Here is a 20,263-nt window from a genome sequence, read left to right on the forward strand (position 1 = left end):
ATTTTTACATTTTAATATAAGGAGTTGAAAATATGGAAGACAAAAAACAAGAGTCTCTACAACAGGTCAAAAGCGTAGTTGCAAATTTAGAGAAAAAAATTGAAATAAAAAAATTGGCAGATAATACAAATCCGCCAAAGAAAAAATTACAACAAGCACCTTTTCCAACAAAAGTATTTGCTTTAGGTGGTTTGGAAGAAGTTGGGAAAAATACTTATTGTATCGAATATGATAATGAAATTATTATGATTGATGCAGGAGTTAAATTTCCTGATGCTACACAATTAGGTGTTAGTGCTGTAATTCCTGATTTTAGTTATTTAGTAGAAAATAACTCGAAATTAAAAGGATTATTTATTACACATGGTCACGAAGATCATATTGGGGGTATCCCATATCTACTTCAACAAGTTGAAGTACCCGTAATTTATGCACCTGCCTTAGCAGCAGCATTAATTAGAGATAGATTAAAAGAATACAAGTTACAAAATAAAACAGTTGTTAAAGAATATACTGAAAATGATGTTTACGCAACAGTAAATTTCACTATTCAATTCGCAGCAGTAAACCACTCAATACCCGATGCTTTTGGAGTTCACATTCAAACACCTAATGGTGCTGTTTTCTCAACAGGAGATTACAAATTTGACTGGACACCCTTAGGCCATGATGCTAACGTACAAAGATTAGCAACATGAGGAAACGATGGCATTGAATTGCTAATGGCAGATTCAACAAATGCTGAAGTTGAAGGTTATACAATTGGTGAAAGAAAAGTTATTCAAAATATTGATACACTTTTCTTAAAATCAAAAGGAAGAATCATTATTGCTTCTTTTGCTTCAAATGTTCATAGATTGCAACATATTATTGAACTTGCAAATAAATATGGTAGAAGAATTGTTGTTATTGGTCGAAGTATTGAAAGAATTATTAAAATAATTAGACAAATGGGTCATTTAAATATTAATGATAAAATGTTCATTAAACCTAGTGAAATCGAAAACTTCCCTAAAAATCAAATTATGATCTTGTGTACAGGAAGTCAAGGAGAACCAATGGCAGCTCTTTCAAGAATATCTAGAATGGAACATCAAACAATAAAAATAATTCCTGGTGATACTGTAATTATGTCTTCATCACCTATTCCTGGTAATAGAGCTGATGTAGAAAATGTAATTAATAAATTAACAAGAATTGGCGCTAAAGTTATTGAAAACAGTGGATACAATCAAATTCATACTTCTGGTCATGCAAGTCAAGAAGAACAAAAATTATTATTCACTTTATTAAAACCAAGATGCTTTATGCCGATGCATGGTGAATATCGAATGTTAAAAATTCATGGGGAAACAGCTACAAAAGTTAATGTTAAACCCCACAATGTCTTTGTTGTTGCAAATGGAGATCAAATTGAATTACATAATGGAGTTGGTCAACTAGGAAAAAGAGTTCCAGCTGAAGCTGTCTTTATTGATGGAAAAGATATGACAGGAAAAGCAAGTAATGTAATTAGAGAAAGAAATATTTTAAGTAAAGACGGCTTAATGGCTGTAATTATCTCAATTGATTCACAAGTTAATAAGCTTTCAGCACCACCTAGAATTGTTTCTAGAGGTAGTTTCTATGTTAGAGATAGTGGAAATGTTATTTCTGAATCAATAAATATTGTTACAAATGCAGTACAAGAAGTTCTTAAATCACCAAAACCAACATTTGGCGCAATTAAGAATGCAATTAAGGAATCTTTATCACCTTTCATCTTTAGATATAAAAGAAGAAATCCTTTAATTATTCCAGTCATTTTAAATAAAAAAATAGAGGTTAATAAATAATGAAAACAAGAAAAGAACAATTAGGCCTTTTTTCAATAATATGAATCGGCTTTACATTTATTGCTGGAATTACTTTTACAGCAAGCTTTAGTCAAATAGTTCTTGTAGGAGATGGAAAAAATCCAGAACAAGGAATAGGACTTCACATTATATGATTATTTTTAGTTGAAGGTTTAATAGCATTTATGTGTGCTTGGGCCTTTGCTAAATTAGTTAAATATCATCCCCAAGCAAATGGTGGAGGAAGTCAATATGTAAGAACAGCCTTTGGTAAATTCTGAGGGTTATTAATTGGTTTTATTAATTATTCAGTTATTCCAGTAATTGGAATGGCTTTAATAGTTACAATGATTAGAGCAAACTTTGGACCATTAGAAGATGGTCAAAATGGACTATGATTAGTTGGTCAAGATGCTAAAGGGCAATATGGTAAATTTGGTGAATGAGGAAATCTATATTTAGATTTAATCGCTTTTGCACTTTATATCTTTGCAGCAACAATTATATTTTTTGGAATTAAAAAATATAAATATGTTGGATTAATTATTGGTTATATGACATGAGGAATGACACTATTGTTAATGATTTTTGGTATAACAGCTGGATTTATGAATTTAAGTGTAGGTAATAATCCTTTTGATGCATACAAAGATCAAAAACTTACTATGAATGGATTTACAAATGCCTTTACAACTTGTTTCTTTGCATTTTGTGGAATAGAGACATTCATTTCAACTGGTAAAAATATTAAAAATAGAGCAAAAAATATGCCAATTGCAATAATTGTTATAATGATTGCAATCACAATTTTCTACATAGTGTTCTCTACAATTACTATGTTTGCAGTTGGTGGGCCATTTACTGGAAATCCAAATAGTCAGTTATTTCCAGAAAATAACTTTTTAAGAACTTTTGGTCCAACTTTAGTTATTATTTGTACAATACTAATGAGATTTAATTCTTCATTACAAATAACATTATTTGGAGGTTCAACTTTGGAACCCCTATCAAGTCAAGGGTACATTTCACCAATTTTTAGAAAAGAAAATAAAGAAAATGTTCCTGTTGCTGGAGTTTTAGCAACAATGGGATTATTTGTAATTTGTGCAATAATGTTCTTATTTATTCCAGATATTATTGAAGGAGCTACAAAGTCACCTTCTCCACTAAATTATGGAACAATAGCAAGTTGTGCTTCAATTCTACTAATTGCAATTTATGGAATAATTATTCCTGTTGTATTAGTTCAAGGTTTTAAAAAGAAAATAAAAGTTCAAATATGAGAATACATTGCTTGGTTCATTACTTTAGCTTTCCTAATGGTTATATTAGTTTGATACTTCAAAGGATTAGCTGATGTATTTGCAAATCCAAAAGATGAAAATGGTAAATTACTTGTTCAAAATCTAGTAAGCAGTATCTTCCAATTGGTATACTTTGGGGGAATTGTAATATGAGCAGTCTTACAATACTTCTTATATTACAAAAAGAAAATGAAAAAAATGGACCCAAATTCAGAAATGGGAAAAGTTATTTCAGAATATGAAAATTTCTTTAGACTTTTAACTGATAAAGAAATGGCAGATATTAGAGCTGAAGAAATTAAAAATGATCAAGAATATTTACAATACAAATTAAGTTTAAAAGAAGAAAAATTAAAAAATAAAAGTGTTTCAAAATAGTCCATAAAGGACTATTTTTTTATAATATAATTATCTTATTATGGAGGAAAAGATATGAAAAAATTACTAATAATATTAAGTACATCTGCTTTATCAGTTGGTGCAATTGCTCCTGTTGTAAACTTTTCTCTTTATGCTCCTGTTGAAATAATTACTAAAAAAATTAGTTATTCTTATGATTTTAAAAAGTTTAATTGAAATAATTTACAGTTTAAAACTATAAATGGAATTTCTCAAGCAGAACTAACTAATGAAGAATTTACAAAGGCATTAAGAGATTGCGTTGAAAAAATGTTTGAAGAAATTCCTGAAGAAATATCAAATGTTTATTTTATTAACTCTATTACAACAAATTTTAATGGTGATTTAGGATCTAAAAATAGCCAAGCAGAAGAATTTAGCAAAGAGTTTGAAGATGCAAATAAAAATATAAATGCAATGAATATTAAAAACCATACTCTTGTTATTGAAAGATATAATGACCCTACTTTAGGTTATTTATATTTTGCTAATGTTTATGCTTCAATTAATAATCAAAAAATTAGGTTGTTTGGTCTTAACTCTTCAAAACCTTTTCAAACATTAGATGATCTAAAGAATGAATTTGAAAATATTTTTGAATTAGAAATTCACAAAGAGATTCGAATAGATGGTTATGATAAAAACCCTTGGGGATTAAAATTTCCTCAAAATGTACCATTTCCACCTGAATATTATATTATTGGTTGATTTATGAGTGCAAATGAAGAAAGTAAAAAAATGCGAAAAGATGTTCTTAAACATATAAATGAAGTTAAAAAAGTGAAATTAAATGAAATAGATAGACCTGAAACTGTATATCGTGCTATATTCGATAAAGATACAAATACTTATTCTCCTGGAAAAGCATATGAGGATAGTGTAAGAGTTGATGAAGATTATTTCTATATAGGCATCACCAACAAAGAAGGTGCATTTGGAGAATATAAAATTCTTATCAAAAATACTCCAGGTAAAGAAGATAGTAATTAAAATTAACTAAAAAAAAATTCTTTTTTTTAGTGGTACAATTCTAGTAAGGAGGTGGAAAAATGAGAGGAAATAGACAAACTTCAAGTTTAAGAGTGCTACTTTTAATTGGAAATTGATTCGGATTATTTGTAGGTTTATTATCAGCTGTAGTGTTTGGTTTTTATATAGCAGATCCAAATTTTGCAAATGAACTTAGTGATGGAGATGAAACTATAAAAAATCTAGTTCCAATGATTGTTTCATTAGTAGGTTTTGCTATTATAACTAATATATTCTTTTGTTCATTCATCATAAACTTTTTAAGAAAATCTGATGATATTACATTACTAAATAATAGATATATCATTGCATTATTCTCTATTTCAGTTGGTGGTTTATTCACACCATTTGTACTAGCCCAAATGCAAAATATTCCTATTAAATCAACAGTTAGTCCAAAATTCACAATATCTAAAGGATACGGTGGAAATAGTTTAATTGCTGGTTCATTGGCATTAGCACTTTATTTTGGTTATTCATTAATTTCTACAAAACAAATATTTAATGCTGGATTAGCAGATCAAATCGTTGTTGGTATTCTATCAGCAATCGTATGTTGAGGAGCTTTAAACTGTTTGGTGTTTGCAACACCAAATTCAAAAGCAGCATGAGATAAAAAAGGAATTGCCTATAAATTTATGAATTTTATAGCAATTATAAACTTAATCTTTGCTACATTTGTATTGATATGACAATTAATAGCAGCTGTTCTTACAATTTTCTCAATTTTTGCTGATCTATTCAACAAAAAAAGAGGATTCTTTGGAGCACTATTGAGTACAACATTTGCTGCATATAGAATTGCAATTCAATTATTTATTATTTACACAATAAATAGAATTATTAAAGGTATATGAGCTAAAGGTGATACTATTGAATATCAAGATTACTCAAGACTTGCTGAAAAACAAAGAGAGTATGAAGTTAACGAAGCACAAGCTTAAAAATAAAAAAATAAACTTTAATTAAAGTTTATTTTAGTAAGATATTTCCATACAATTTAGTATGGATTTTTTTGTATTTAATTTTCATCTAAATTTAATAAATTAAATTCAATAAATCACTTTTTGTACTGTTTTCAATTTTCTTTGAAAGCAGCAAATTTTCACCTAATAGAATAGCTCTATTTATAAAAGAATTATCAAATAATTCATCCTTATCTGTAAAAATATTGTAAATATTTGTAATATTAAGTTCCTTATAACTTATTAATATATTGTTTTGATTTATATAATATATTTTTTTAAAACCCTGCTTTGTTAAAATATTTTTTTCAAAATTAAAATTTTCATCTAAAACTATTAATTCTTCTTTTGAAGTTTGAATTACATATTTAGTTTTCAATTTAATAATATCTACAATATCATAATTTATTTTTTTAATAGATTTCAGAAAATGATCAGTTAATCAAATCCCATCTTCTTTTTTAATTACTAATCTATTGCCTATTTTTTTAATAATTTGTAACTGTTTGGCTTCTAATTCTGAATTGAGAATATTAGTAAAAACTTGATTATTTTTAATAAAACTTATATACTCAATTCCTTCAATACTTACAAAATTTTGAATATAGTATTTTGAAACTTTTAATACCTCTATATCAGTTTTACTAATATCTTCAAGTGAAGACACTAAAGGACTTGGGTGTGATAAAAATGTTCTTTGTATGTCTGCCTTATTTTTTAAATTTTCATTAAAATTTTCTTTTGAAATATAGCAAAGGAAATTATTGGTTTTATTTGGAAGACTATCTGTAAAATATATATTATTCTCATCTAAGAATATATTTGTAATTCATTCACTATTATCTATTTTTCTTGTTTTTCTATTCAAGTAAATCACCATTTCTAATTATAAATCAAAAAACACGATTATAAATCGTGTTTGTTTTATAATTATTTATTTTGAATTGCTTCAACTCCTGGTAATACTTTACCTTCCATATATTCTAAAGAAGCTCCACCACCAGTTGAAATATGTGTGAATTTTTCTTTAAATCCTAATTGAATTGCTGCTGCTGCTGAATCTCCTCCACCAATTAAAGTAAATGCATTTTTTAAATTTGCAATAGCTTCGCAAACTGCTAATGTTCCTTTATTATAGTGATTGAATTCAAAAACTCCCATTGGGCCATTTCAAGCTACTGTTTTTGCATTTTTTAAAGTATCTTCAAACAACTTAATTGATTTAGGACCAATATCTAACCCCATTACATCATCAGGTAAATCAACACCTGATATTGTTGGTGGTGTATCTTTAAAGTCACTATTATTTGCAGAATCTATTGGTAAAATAATTTTTCCATTAGCTTTATCTAAATATTGTTTTGCTAAAGCCACTTTATCTTCTTCACATAATGACTTTCCAATTTTATGACCTTGTGCTTTGAAGAATGTATATGCCATTCCCCCTCCAATAATAATTTTATCTGCCTTCTCTAATAAATTATCAATAACTCCTATTTTGTCAGAAACCTTAGCTCCACCAATTATTGCAATAAATGGGTGTTCAGGTTTATCAATTCCCTTTGCTAGCATTTCTAATTCTTTTTGAACTAAAAAACCAACACAACTTTCCTTTATATTAGATGCAATTCCAACATTTGAAGCATGAGCTCTATGAGCTGTTCCAAATGCATCATTTACAAATACATCTCCTAAACTAGCTCAGTATTTACCAAGTTCACTGTTATTTTTTGATTCATATTTAACAACCTCTCCATTTTGAACGTCTTCAAAACGTGTGTTTTCAAATAAAATTATTTCTCCAGCTTTTAAAGATTTAATTGCTGATTCCAATTCTTTTCCTCTTGTTTGTGCTATGAATTTTACTGATTTTTTTGATATTTCTTCCAATTTTTTAGCAATCGGTGCCAATGTTTTTTTGGTTTTATCGCTTTCTTCTTTAATTCTACTTAAATGTGAAAATAAAACAATTTTTGCTCCTTTTTCAATTAAGTAATTAATTGTTGGTAAAGCTGCTTTAATACGGTTATCATCAGTTATAACCCCATCTTTTAATGGTACATTAAAATCAACTCTAACAAGAACAGTTTTATCTGCTACTTGAATATCGTTTAGTGTCTTTTTCATTTTTATATTCTCCTATACTTATTTATTTTAAAACATTTTTAACTATAAAATCTATATATTCAAAAAAATTATCGTTGTTTTCCATATGAAAACTTAAAATATCTTGATCAGTAATTAAATAATTTTTACTTGGACTATATATTTTTTTTCATGGTGTTTGTTCATGACAAATCGAAACTATATCCCAATGTTTTAAATTTAATAAAAATTTAATAATCTCATAAGTAATCTTATTTTCAATTTCAAAGTTATTAGATATTTTGAAATCCTTTTCTTTGTCAAAAATTAAAGGAACATTTAATTTAGAATATTTTGTATGATTCTTTCATAATTCATAAATTACTGGACCTCATTTTCAAGTTTCAAATTTTATATCAACTATTTTAGATTTAAAAATTAAAAAGTAGGAATAGATAATATACATTATTTTTTGAATTTGAATTTGAGTAACCTTTTTAAGATTATTATTTAATTTAACCTTTGCAATTACATTAAGTACATACTCAATATATTCTTCTTTTGAATAAAAAAACATATTTTCACCTCAATAATAATATCGTGTAAAAATATGTTAATTGTTTTATTTTAGAAAATTATAAACTTAACATGTAGTTAATTGTACGGATAAACTGTGAAGTAAATGAATTTTCATTGTCATATCATGCAAATACTTTAACTAATTGTTTTCCATCAACTTCCATAACTCTTGTTAAAGTTGCATCAAAGATTGAACCATATGTTGATCCAATTACGTCTTGTGAAACGATTTCTTTTGTACAATATTCTAAAGCTGCTTTCAAGCCAGCATCTTTTGAAATTGCTGTTTTAATTGAGTTATTAATTTCATCAACAGTTGTATTTTTTGCTAATTCAACAGTTAAGTCAACAATTGATCCAGTAATTGTTGGCACACGTAATGCTAAACCATCTAATTTCCCATTTAAGTTTGGTAAAACTTTTCCTACTGCTGCTGCTGCTCCAGTTTTTGATGGAACAATATTTCATGCTGCTGCACGTCCACGACGTAAGTCAACGTGAGGTAAGTCTAATAAGTTTTGGTCATTTGTAACGGCATGAATTGTATTCATTAATCCTTTAACAATTCCAAATTTCTCATCTAAAATTTTTGCTACTGGTGATAAACAGTTTGTTGTACATGAAGCTGCTGAAACTATTGTATCATCAGCTGTAATTGTTTTGTGGTTTACACCAAAAACAACTGTTTTTAAATCTCCTGTTGCTGGAGCTGAAATAATTACTTTTTTAGCTCCTGCATCAATGTGAGCTTGTGACTTTGCTTTATCAGCATAGAATCCAGTACATTCTACTACTAAGTCAATACCCATTTTTCCTCATGGTAAGTTTTTAGCTTCTCTTTCAGCTAAAATTTTAATTTCTTTACCATTAACTACTATTGCATCTTCTTTAGCCTCTATTTTTCCACTCATAAATCTCCCGTGAGCTGAGTCAAATTCTAATAAGTATGCTAATGTTTTTGAGTTTGTTAAATCGTTAATTGCTACAATTTCAACATTTTTTGATAAGAATAATTGTCTAAAAGCTAGACGCCCAATTCTTCCAAAACCGTTAATTGCTATTTTTTTCATATTTGGTCGTTTCCTTTCACGTCTTTATTTTATACCTTAATGACTTAATTTATTAAAAAAAAGCACAAAAATTTATTTCCAATTTTTCCGACTAATTTTTCCAATGTGGAAAAAAATCTATTAATATCTTTTATTAGTTCCAGTTAAATGAAATTCAAATGTTAAACCCTTTAGTCTTTCTGTAAATCTTAAAGTTTTTTGCTTTTCAAATTTTTTTTCTTCAACTCCAGTCACTCTTTTATTTAAATAATAACCCTGTAATTCTGAAATTGAAAAATTTGAAGTAAAATGAGTTACCATTTTATTTTCCAACCTATGATTTAAAATTCCAAATAGTAATTCATCTCTACTTCAGTCACTAACTATCTCTGCTCCAATATCATCAAGTATTAATATATCAACATTTAAGCAATCATCATAAAATTTAGACAATTCATTTCTTTCTTGATTATTAAATGTATCTTTTACTATTTTTACTAATTTATTTACAGTAACAAAAATGACTTTTTTATCTTTTTTTGCATAATAATTTGCCAATCTTTTCATTAAAAAAGTTTTACCAATTCCAGGTTTACCGTGCAGATAAAATCCCTTTCATGAATTATTAGTTAAATTTTCTCTAATCTTAGTAAATAATGTTTTTTGGGTCAAACTAACTTTTGATAAGTCTAAAGCTTCAATATATTCGCCAATAGTTTGAGTATTCTCTTTTAAATCATAATCTGCATATATTATATTTTTTGTAATTTTATAATCTTTGTTTTCAAATACTCAATGTTTACAATTTTTACTTGCAATATAAAAAACATTATTTTTATAAACAAGTTTTTGTTGGACACCTACAATTGGTTGCTTGCAAAACCTCAATTCTTCTTCTTTAGAACAATAGATATAATCACTTAGAAATCTTCTAATAAGTAAAATGTTATTTTCCAATATTTGATCTGTTATACTATATTTTTTAATTAGTTCTTTAAAATCCTTGTGATTTTTAATTTCTTCTAAAGTTAATTGCTTCATCTAAAAATCACCTCATCCTGTTTCATCAAAAACTAAATCATCTTCAATTTTTATTTTATATGTTTCTTTATGTAAAGCCTCATCTCATTTAGAATCCAATTCAATTTTATGCTCTTTTTTAATCTTTCCTTTTGATTTTTGATGAGCAACTTTTAGATATTCAAAAGCTTCAGCAGCAACATTAAATCCATTTTCTGACATTGTTGCTCCAATTTTATAAATATAATTAGGAATGATCTTTCCTTTATTTTTTAAGAAAACAAAATCCAATAAACAATTAATTACTCCATTTCTTAACTTATATTTATTTTGTAAAATTTCAACTATTTCATTATGAATTTTATCCAACTCTATTATATTTGCAGATTTAGAATTTATTAAAGCTAATAAATATTCTTCAGGTTCTATTGTTTCCATTTCTGTTAATTTTTTATTTTTTTGATTTTGAATATTTAATTTAGCGTCAAAGTCAGGAATAGTTTCGCTAAACTCGTCTTTTTTAAAAATAACTTTTGAAGCTTCTTTATAGAATAATTGACTATCAAATGAGCACGTTTCTTTATCATAAATCTTTTTTATTATTTTTTCAATTTCATTTTGAGTTATATTATATGATCCAAAAACTTCCTCTACTGCTTTTTGAACAACTTTATTACTTTCACTAATTATAAAATCTTCTTTTTCTAAAGATTTTATTAATTGCTTATAATCTAATCCGTTTAATAATGCATTTGTTCTTTTTGGTTTTGCCTTAATCATTTTTGCTTCGTTTGCTATGTCTTTTTTAACCTCTCCAAAAACTTCAACAAATTTTGAAGATGTATCTTGATAACCACTTTCTATTGAAACTTCTCCTTCATCTCTAAATGAAAATCTAACCAATTCATAATCGTCTTTGCCAAGCTTAGATATTAATACATTATTGAAAACCTGATTTTCAAAAAAGATTGAAGGTTCTAATGGTGAATAAAGATTAAAGATTATAGTTTTTCGTTCTTTATTTTCTAAAGTTCTTAAGAGTCCTAACGCTTCTAATTTTTTAAAATATTTAGGTAAACTATTTTGTGAAATACCTGTAATTTTTGAAAGTCTATTATCTGACAAATTTATTTTTTTTAGATCATGAAAAATATATGACTCGTTAATTAACGAATAGTATAAAGAAACTGCTTTAGAGCCCATTATTGGCTGGTATAAGTAAGTTATAATCTTAATATTTGAACTATCTATCATATTTTTTAAAATGACTCTGTAATTAAAATTATTCATTGTATACCTCTTACCCTTTTGACTTACTAATAATAAAAAAAAAGAAAAAAAAGGAAATAGATTTAATAATCTTTTAAAAATTGACTATTAATTGTTAATAAAAAAAACTAAAAAACACCTTAAATAAAGGTGTTTTAGAAGTTATCCACAACTTAATATAGAAATTGACATTCTTTACAGAAATAAGTGCCTCTTCCATTTACTTTTATTTTCTCAATAATTCTTCCACATTCATAGCAAGGTTTATTTTTTCTTGTATGTACTTTTAACTCATTTTGAAATTTACCATCTATTCCTTGCTCTGGTTGATAAGTATCTATTGTTGAACCACCAAGATCAATTGAGCGTTTTAATATTTTTTTAGAAGATTTAAGTATTCTTTCATAGTCTTCTAAATTAAGAGCACTAGCTCTTTTTTCAGGGTGAATTTTTGAATCAAACAAGATTTCGTCAGCATAAATATTGCCAATTCCTGATATTTTGGTTTGGTCTAATAAGACTGTTTTAATATGTTTATTTGAACGAGACATTATATCAAGTAAATATTGGCCATTTAAAGCGCTATTAAAGGGTTCTGGACCCACCTTATTTATTGGATTTTGACTTTTAAATGTAGCTTTTTCTTGCAAATGAAATGTTCCAAATTTTCTTGTATCACTGTATACCATCATTTTATTATCACTTAATTCAAAAATTGCTTCAACATGCTTTGTATCATATACAGTTTGTGAATCGAAAACAAATCATTTACCTTCCATTCTTAAATGGCTTATTAAAACAAGATCTTGCAATTCAAAAATTATATGTTTTGCAATTCTTGATATATTATCTATTTTTCTACCTTTAATCTTATTTTCAAAATCTTCAATCGAGATATCTGTTTTAATTAGATTTGGATAAGTTATTTTAACTTTTTTTATTGTAAGATTTTTAACCTTACTATTTAAGGTTCTTACAACGGTTTCAACTTCTGGTAATTCTGGCATAATTTTAAGTCTCCTTATTTAAGATTAAATCAATCATTTGCTTGCGAATAATTTATTTCTAATTCAACAAGTGCTTCTCTATTTTTATTTGCTATTTTTAATAAATCATTATAAGCTTCTTGCATAGTTTTTAAAACCATAGTTTTAACTTCTTCTAATTCTTGCTTTTTAACTAATAGAATAATTTCATCATGAATTTGAGCTATCATCTTTGATTGTAATTTTTGAGATTTTAAGTTTTTAAATACATTAATCATAGCAACTTTTAAGATATCAGCAGCTGTTCCTTGTATTGGAGCATTAACAGCTGCTCTTTCACCAAATTGTTTTACCATATAATTAGTATTACTTAATTCATAAATATATCTTCTACGATTCCCTAATGTTTCAACATAACCTTTTTCATAACCAAGTTTTATAACTTCTTCTTTAAATTTTAAAATTTGAGGAAAAGCTTCATAATAAGTTTTTATATATTCTTTAGCTTGGGGAATAGAAATTTTTAAATCCTTTGCAAGACCAAAGTCACTCAAACCATAAAGAATTCCAAAATTAAATACCTTTGCAACTCTTCTTTGTTCTGAACTAATTTTTTCATCTTGATTTAATTTAAATATACTTCTTGCAGCTTCTGAATGAATATCTCTATTCATTGAAAAAATTTCAACAAGTTTTTTTTCATTAACTATATCTGCTAAAACTCTTAATTCAATTTGAGAGTAGTCAAAACTCAAATATACATTATCTTCTTTAGTTACAAATATTTTTCTAACATTTTTTTGTTCTTCATCTCTTACAGAAATATTTTGAATATTTGGATAACTAGAACTTAGTCTTCCTGTATTTGTAAGGGTTTGATTAAAAATTGTATGTACTTTATTATCTGGATGAATAAATTTTTCAAAACCTTTTAAGTAAGTTGAATGTAATTTATTATATTTTCTAAAAGCAATAATTTTTGAAATTACAGGATGCTTATCTTCTAAATAATCCAAAGTTTCTCTATCGGTACTTCCTTTATTGTAATCAGGTAATTTTAGTTTTTCAAAAAGTAGTTCTTTTAATTGTTTTGGAGAAGCTAAATTAAAATCCTTGTCTATATATTCTTTTAAATCATCTTTTATATCTAATTCCAAATCAACTAGTAATTGTAATATATTTTTTTCTTGTTTTGCAAGTTCATCACGATCAACTTGAATTCCTTCAATTTCCATATCAATTAAAACTTTGGCAAATTCAAATTCAATTTTTTCATACAAGCTCATTTGATTATTATCTTTTAATAACTTCAAAATTTCTTGTTCATCTTTTTTTATTAGTAAAACTTTGTTTACAATATAGTCCATTTTTACTTTTTCATCAATCACTTGAGTTTTTTTAACACCCTTACCAAAAATCTCTTCAAAAGTTTTTGTTTCAATTGAAGGGTCAATCATAATTATATGTTGATCAAAAGTTGATTTAACATTTGAATTGATAACATAGCAAGCAATCATCATATCATAAATAAATAAATCAGGATTTATTTGATAGCCCATTTTCATTAATGCAATAATAGTTTTTTTAACATCATAAGTTTTAAACTTTGAGTTTTTTAAAAATATTTGAAATTGTTCATCAATTACAGAATTATTCCAATTAAAAATATCTACGGTTTCACTTGTATTAAATGAATAATAAAAATTTCCCTTTGAATTTGCTATTGCAATTCCAATTACATCACTTGTGTGATAATTATCATTTAGTGTTTCTAAATATATATAGTTCTCAGAGTCACTATATTTTGGCTCTCATTTATTTAAAACAATATACTCTAATTTTTCTTCCTTGGTTTCCACACTGTTTTTTGAACTATATTTTTTTAAAAGAGAATTCATTTCGTATTTTATAAAAAAATTCTTAAGAGCTTCAAAATTTATTTCAGTTTTATTAAAGTCTATTTTATTCAATTCCATATCTTTATAAATTGTTGCTATTTCTTTTGAAAGGAACGCATCTTCTTTTCCAGAAATTAATTTAGCTTGCTTTGCACCTTTTATTTTTTCAAGATTATTATAAATATTTTCTAATGTATGGAATTCTTGTAATAAGTCCTTTGCAGTTTTTTCTCCAATCCCTGCAACACCCTTGATATTATCTGAAGAATCTCCTCTAAGACCTTTATAATCAATTACTTGCTCAGGAGTTACCCCTCATTTATCAAATAATTTTTCACGATTATAAACTACTAGTTCACTAGTTCCAATTTGAGGTGATAAAACAAATGTTTTATCTGATATCAATTGATACATATCTTGATCACTTGTTAAAATATGAGTTTCTGCTTCTTTATTACTTTCCAAAGTTTTAGTTATTGATCCAATAATATCATCTGCTTCATAATTATCCACTTCAAATCATTCGATATTGGCATTTGTTAAAAATTCCCTAACTATGGGAAATTGTAAAACTAGCTCAGAAGGAGTTTTAGCTCTTCCTGCTTTATAATCTTTTAATTTTTCATGTCTAAAGGTTTTTTTACCTTTGTCAAAAGCTACCTTAACGCAAAAATAATCATTTTTTTCAATAATATTCATAAGCATATTAATAAATGAGAATACAGCATTTGTGGGTATCCCACTTTTTGTTGTTAATGTTGCTCTTCCATAAGAACTATAAAATGCTCTAAAAATTAAAGCATTACCATCAACAAGTAAAAATTTGTTTTTCATATTTTCCACCATTAATTCTATATAACACAAAGAAACTTATCACTCTTTTTATTATAACTCTTTAACTACCTCAAGTAGCACTGCATTTATTTTATTATTGAAGCTTTGCGTTTTAATTTTAATAATTAAATTTTTTCCTAAATTTAATTTAGGTTTCAGATTTTCAAATACTGAAGCAAAAATTGTAACTATCATTGAATCAGTTTCATCAACAATATCGATAAAGCCCATTTCATTTCCATTTTTATCATTTTTTGTAACTATATTTTCAATATTTATAAGTACATCACAAATAATTCCACTATCTTTCAAACTATTTAAAGTTCTTAACTTATTACTGTTGATTATTTTTTGTCTCATTAGGGATAAAGGATGTGAAGATACAAAAAAACCTAAATATTCTTTTTCAAAACTTACTATTTCTTCTGGTTTATCTTTTCTTTTTTGTAAGTCCAATGATATATTTGGATCATTTAATAATGTCGCTGTTTCACTTAAATTGAAAATTTGCTCTCTTCTTAAAATTAAATCTTTTCTTGAAAAACCAAAGCAATCAAATGCTCCAGAATAAACTAATGCAATATATCTTTGTTCAGTTAAACCATTTTCTTTCATATTACCAATAAATAAAAGAATATTTTCAAAAACTTCTTTTTTAGTTTTAAATAGTAGTTTTATATTTTTTAGAAATTCTGGACCAATATATTTAATTATATTCATAGGAATATTTATCATATTATTATGAAAAACATAGATACTATTTGGGTTTTTTATTGTTGGGGGATTAACATTAAATCCCGCCTTTTTAACTTCATTTAAATATTGAGAGGTCTTTGTCTCATTTCTAATTGAACCATTTAATAATGAACAATAAAATGAAGCCTTATAATTAGCTTTTAAATATGCCATTCAATAACTTATTAATGAATATGCAATTGCATGAGATTTATTAAAACCATATAAAGCAAATTTTTCAATGTAAACTCAAATTTCATTTGCTTTATTTTTAGAATAGCCATTCTTGATTGCTTCATTAATGAACTCTTCTTTAAAATCTTGCATTAAAATTTTATCTTTTTTACCAATAGCTCTTCTTACAATGTCTGCTTTACTTAAACTCATATTAGCAACTCTCTGTAGCATTTGCATAATTTGTTCTTGATAAACTATTATTCCAAAAGTAGATTGTAAAATATCTTCAATATTTTTGTCAACTGATAAATCTTTAATTCCATGATTTTTTCTTTCAATAAATAAAGGAATGTTATCCTGCGGACCTGGTCTATACAATGCACTTGTAAGAGCTATATCATCAATTGAGTCTACTTTCATTTTAATTAATACATCTGTCATTCCCACTGATTCTAATTGAAAAATTCCACTAGTATCACCTGATTTTAAAAGATTAAAAGTATTTTTATCATTTAAAGGAATATCTTCTAACTTAATATTTACTTTATTAATCATTTTAATATTTTTAATTATTTCTTGTATTATTGATAAATTTCTTAAACCTAAAATATCAGTTTTAATTAATCCAATATCTTCTAGATAGTTCATAGAAAACTGTGTTTGAGAAATACCATTAATTCCAATTTTGGTTGGAACAACTTTATATAATTCAACATCAGAAAAAACTACACCTGCAGCATGAGTACCTGTTTGTCTTGGTAATCCTATTATTTTTTCACTAATGTCAAAAATTTGAGGATACTTATCTTTATATTTTTTTAAAATCTCACTGTCTCTTAAAGCCAAACTTAAGTCTTTGACATTCTTCTCATTAATCTGTTTGCTCATATGATTAATGTCACTAATTGGTATATCAAAAACTCTGCCACAATCTCTTAATGCATTTTTAATTCCAATAGTTTGAAATGTAGTAATAGTTGCAAAATTATTTTTTCCATATTTGTTAAATAGATATTCCAAAATTTCTTCTCTTCTATCATCTTGAAAATCTAAATCAATATCTGGAAGTGTAACTCTTTCTATATTTAAAAATCTTTCAAAAAGTAATCCTCATTGAATTGGATCTAATTTAGTAATTTTTAATAAAAATGAAACTAAGCTTCCAGCAGCTGATCCTCTTCCTGGTCCATATAAGATTTCTAATCTTATTGCTTCGCAAATCATATCATGAACAATTAAAAAATAGTCTTCAAATCCCATTTTATTAATAATATCTAATTCATATTTTAATCTCTCTTTATATAAATTTTTGTTCAATTCTTTTTTTGATTCCAAATATTCTTCTAGAAACTCTTCACAAATTACTTGTAAATAATTTTGTGAGGGCATTTTTTTACTGTTTGGATATTTTAAAAAATGTTTTTTATAAACAAAGATATTTTCAAAATCAATTTGTGAATATATTTTTAATAGATTATTTTGATGATTTTCAATATTCATATAATTGGCAACTAAGTCCTTTGAAAAATAAAAATTTTTATCGACATTTTCTAACTCTGAAATTAATTTTCCCTCAGATATAGCTTGTAAAGTTTTATATACCGAAAATTCACTCTCACTTAAAAAATTAATAGGATTTGCAAAAACGGTATTACTATTTTTTGAAAAATATTTATAATTTTGCTTATTTATTCCAATATAAAAATTGTTAGCATTTAAGATCTTATTAAATTTATCAATATACTTATCAACATTTTCAATTGAAAAAATTGATATAACAATTAAGTCATCTGAAATTATATTTCAAAAAAAATTCTCTAATTTCTCTAAGTCTAATTTATCATTTTCATTAATAAAAGAGCTTATATGGCTTATTTGTTGATAACCATTATTGTTTTTTGCATAAATTAAAATAGTTCCAAAAGACAAATCAATGTTTAAACCTATAATAGGTTTAATATTTAATTGCTTTGCTTTTTCATAGAATTCGGCTGCACCATACATGGTTTTTTTATCTGCATAAAAACCATAACTCAAATTATTTAATTTTAAGAAATTCAAATAATCTTCAATTTTAATTGTTGAATTTAAGAAATTATAGCAACTATGAATATTAAGTAAATTTAAGTATTCCATCCTAATTAAACCTCACTTACTTTATTTTACATTATTAACAAAAAAACACCATTTATTGAAATAGTGTTTACGCTTTTCTTTTGTTAAAATCTTCAACTATAATATCATATGCATTATTAATCTTTGTCATTTCAGCTTGAGCTTCTAAGTTACCTGGATTTTTATCTGGGTGATATTTTTTAGCTAATTCAATATATTTTTTTTTGACCTCTTTTAAAGTTACCCCTTTTTGTAATCCTAAAGCTTGATAGGCTTGATTAATTTGAGATTCTCCTTTATAAAAATCAGTATATGATTGCGATTGATCAAAACCCTGATCTTTTGTTTCATCATCAAAATAACGACTTTGATTATTATTTCTATTATTTTGATTTGGTCCGCCTCTTCTTTTTTTTCTACTGAATAACATATCAATAAGTAAATAAATAAAAATAAAATTGATTATTCTTCAAAGTAATTTAAATAAATCATCCATCAATTTCTCTCTTCTCTAAGTAATAACAAGCCAAACTATTAGTAAAACTATTATTAATAATATTATTATATATGCTGCAATTTTATAAATTAAATAATTTGTTTTTCTTTTTTTACTTTTAATATTATTTTCTCAGTCTTTTTTATTTAATGGTGAAGTTTTTTCAATTTCAGAAATTGTTAATGAAGAATCTTTATAATTTTCTATTGCAAATTCTTGATCAACTCCCAAAGTTTCACTATTGACTATATTGCCATTGAAAACTCCAAATTTATTTTTTGCTAATTTCTTTTTATTTGTTTTCTTTTTCACATAATTCACCATCTTTTCATATATAAGTTTTTATTAAATTTGTAATTGTATAATCAATTAATTCATCTAAAAGTAAGTTCTCTTCTTGTTTTTGAGCAATAAAAGATTTAGGTTTTGTAACTGGATTTTTTGGGACATACATTGAACAAACGTCATCAAAAGGCAATATAGAGATATTATACGTATCAATTTTTTTTGATATTTCAATAATTTCTTCTTTATCACATGTTAAGACTGGTCTCAAAATTGGCAATTTTGAAACTTCATTAATAACATTAATTGATTCAATAGTTTGACTAGCTACTTGCCCCAATGACTCTCCTGTTATAATTGCATTTGCCTTAATTAACTCACATAATTTATTTGCAATTCTTATAAAGATTCTTCTCATAATTGTTATTCTATAAGATTCTTCTTTTATATGCATTAATTCTTTTAAAATAATTGAAAAATCACAAATATAAAGAGAGAAATTACTCTGATTATATTTTTCTATTTTACTTGTTAATTGAAAAACTTTGTCCAATGCTTCTTTTGAAGTATGAGGTGGAGTCATAAAGTGTAAAAAATCAACTTGCATTCCTCTTTTTAAAGTTAAATAACTTGCCACAGGAGAATCAATTCCTCCACTTAATAAGGATAAGCCTTTGCCACTAACTCCAACTGGTAAGCCTTTTGAGGCTTTTATTCGTGAAGTAAATATAAAAGCACCATTATGCTTTATAATAACAGTTATTTTTAATTGTGGATTGTGCACATCAACAGTAATGTTTTGATTATTTTTAAGTATGCTCACTGCAATTTTTGTTTTTAAATCTTGAGAACTTACTTGAAAACCTTTATCTTTTCTTTCAACTTCAACTTTAAAACTTCCAATATGTTTACTTGCAACTTCCAAACATCTTTTTAATATTAAGTCTACATCTTTTTCTACAATTTCAACTATTGATAAAGAATATATACCAAAAATATTTTGTAATATATGACAAATTTCTTCTAACTTATCTGAATCCTTAATCTCCAAAACTAAACTGTTATGGTCTTTTTTATAAACAATAATATCTTTATATTGTTTTAATTTATATTTTATATTTTGAATTAGTTTACTAATAAAGGCATTTCTATTATTACCCTTTAATGTTAATTCTCCATATCTTATTAAAATGTTTTTCATTT

At 25.7% G+C, this 20,263-nt stretch carries 16 protein-coding genes; 4 read left to right on the plus strand and 12 right to left on the minus strand.

The annotated features are described in order from the left end of the window. The first annotated feature begins 32 nt into the window (after positions 1-32). The 4 genes from SCANT_RS04355 to SCANT_RS04370 are packed head-to-tail and all read left to right on the plus strand — an operon-like array spanning position 33 to position 5,511. Positions 33-1,835 carry a ribonuclease J gene (locus SCANT_RS04355; RefSeq protein ID WP_053946501.1) on the plus strand — a complete coding sequence of 601 codons (1,803 nt, stop codon included), beginning with the start codon at positions 33-35 and terminating at the stop codon, positions 1,833-1,835. Continuing rightward, complete coding sequence (locus SCANT_RS04360; protein WP_053946502.1) at positions 1,835-3,517, plus strand: APC family permease; 1,683 nt, start codon at positions 1,835-1,837, stop codon at positions 3,515-3,517. Before SCANT_RS04355 ends, SCANT_RS04360 begins: the two co-directional genes overlap by 1 nt. 54 nt (positions 3,518-3,571) lie before the next feature. Next, positions 3,572-4,528: a hypothetical protein gene (locus SCANT_RS04365; protein ID WP_053946503.1), complete on the plus strand. Its 957-nt coding sequence runs from the start codon at positions 3,572-3,574 to the stop codon at positions 4,526-4,528. A gap of 59 nt (positions 4,529-4,587) precedes the next feature. Beyond that, positions 4,588-5,511: a hypothetical protein gene (locus SCANT_RS04370; RefSeq protein ID WP_053946504.1), complete on the plus strand. Its 924-nt coding sequence runs from the start codon at positions 4,588-4,590 to the stop codon at positions 5,509-5,511. A gap of 94 nt (positions 5,512-5,605) precedes the next feature. On the opposite strand, the gene SCANT_RS04375 is transcribed toward SCANT_RS04370, so the two are convergent. The 12 genes from SCANT_RS04375 to thiI form a co-directional block, all read right to left on the minus strand. After that, the gene (locus SCANT_RS04375) at positions 5,606-6,400 is read right to left on the minus strand and encodes a hypothetical protein (protein WP_053946505.1); all 795 of its coding nucleotides are present in this window, start codon (positions 6,398-6,400) and stop codon (positions 5,606-5,608) included. 62 nt (positions 6,401-6,462) lie between these two features. Continuing rightward, the gene (locus tag SCANT_RS04380) at positions 6,463-7,659 is read right to left on the minus strand and encodes a phosphoglycerate kinase (protein WP_053946506.1); all 1,197 of its coding nucleotides are present in this window, start codon (positions 7,657-7,659) and stop codon (positions 6,463-6,465) included. Between the two features lie 22 nt (positions 7,660-7,681). Continuing rightward, the gene (locus SCANT_RS04385; RefSeq protein ID WP_053946507.1) at positions 7,682-8,194 is read right to left on the minus strand and encodes a type II toxin-antitoxin system antitoxin SocA domain-containing protein; all 513 of its coding nucleotides are present in this window, start codon (positions 8,192-8,194) and stop codon (positions 7,682-7,684) included. A gap of 58 nt (positions 8,195-8,252) precedes the next feature. Then, the gene (gap, locus tag SCANT_RS04390; protein WP_053946508.1) at positions 8,253-9,266 is read right to left on the minus strand and encodes a type I glyceraldehyde-3-phosphate dehydrogenase; all 1,014 of its coding nucleotides are present in this window, start codon (positions 9,264-9,266) and stop codon (positions 8,253-8,255) included. Positions 9,267-9,386: 120 nt separating this feature from the next. Further along, positions 9,387-10,286, minus strand: a complete 900-nt coding sequence (locus SCANT_RS04395) for a DnaA ATPase domain-containing protein (protein ID WP_053946509.1) — start codon at positions 10,284-10,286, stop codon at positions 9,387-9,389. Then, positions 10,287-11,555, minus strand: a complete 1,269-nt coding sequence (locus tag SCANT_RS04400; protein ID WP_053946510.1) for a replication initiation and membrane attachment family protein — start codon at positions 11,553-11,555, stop codon at positions 10,287-10,289. Between the two features lie 152 nt (positions 11,556-11,707). Further along, positions 11,708-12,541 carry a DNA-formamidopyrimidine glycosylase gene (mutM, locus tag SCANT_RS04405; RefSeq protein WP_053946511.1) on the minus strand — a complete coding sequence of 278 codons (834 nt, stop codon included), beginning with the start codon at positions 12,539-12,541 and terminating at the stop codon, positions 11,708-11,710. A 14-nt stretch (positions 12,542-12,555) separates the two neighbouring features. Then, a complete protein-coding gene (polA, locus tag SCANT_RS04410; protein WP_053946512.1) occupies positions 12,556-15,252 on the minus strand; it encodes a DNA polymerase I in 2,697 nt (898 codons plus the stop codon). Between the two features lie 51 nt (positions 15,253-15,303). Beyond that, a complete protein-coding gene (gene dnaE / locus SCANT_RS04415; protein ID WP_053946513.1) occupies positions 15,304-18,300 on the minus strand; it encodes a DNA polymerase III subunit alpha in 2,997 nt (998 codons plus the stop codon). A 67-nt stretch (positions 18,301-18,367) separates the two neighbouring features. Further along, positions 18,368-18,775: a J domain-containing protein gene (locus SCANT_RS04420; protein ID WP_053946514.1), complete on the minus strand. Its 408-nt coding sequence runs from the start codon at positions 18,773-18,775 to the stop codon at positions 18,368-18,370. Between the two features lie 15 nt (positions 18,776-18,790). Continuing rightward, complete coding sequence (locus SCANT_RS04425) at positions 18,791-19,087, minus strand: hypothetical protein (RefSeq protein ID WP_053946515.1); 297 nt, start codon at positions 19,085-19,087, stop codon at positions 18,791-18,793. Beyond that, positions 19,068-20,261 carry a tRNA uracil 4-sulfurtransferase ThiI gene (gene thiI / locus SCANT_RS04430; RefSeq protein WP_053946516.1) on the minus strand — a complete coding sequence of 398 codons (1,194 nt, stop codon included), beginning with the start codon at positions 20,259-20,261 and terminating at the stop codon, positions 19,068-19,070. The genes SCANT_RS04425 and thiI overlap by 20 nt, the downstream gene beginning before the upstream one ends. Between the last annotated feature and the right edge of the window lie 2 nt (positions 20,262-20,263).

The sequence above is a fragment of the Spiroplasma cantharicola genome (genome assembly GCF_001281045.1).
Classification (GTDB): Bacteria; Bacillota_I; Bacilli_A; order Mycoplasmatales; family Mycoplasmataceae; genus Spiroplasma_A; species Spiroplasma_A cantharicola.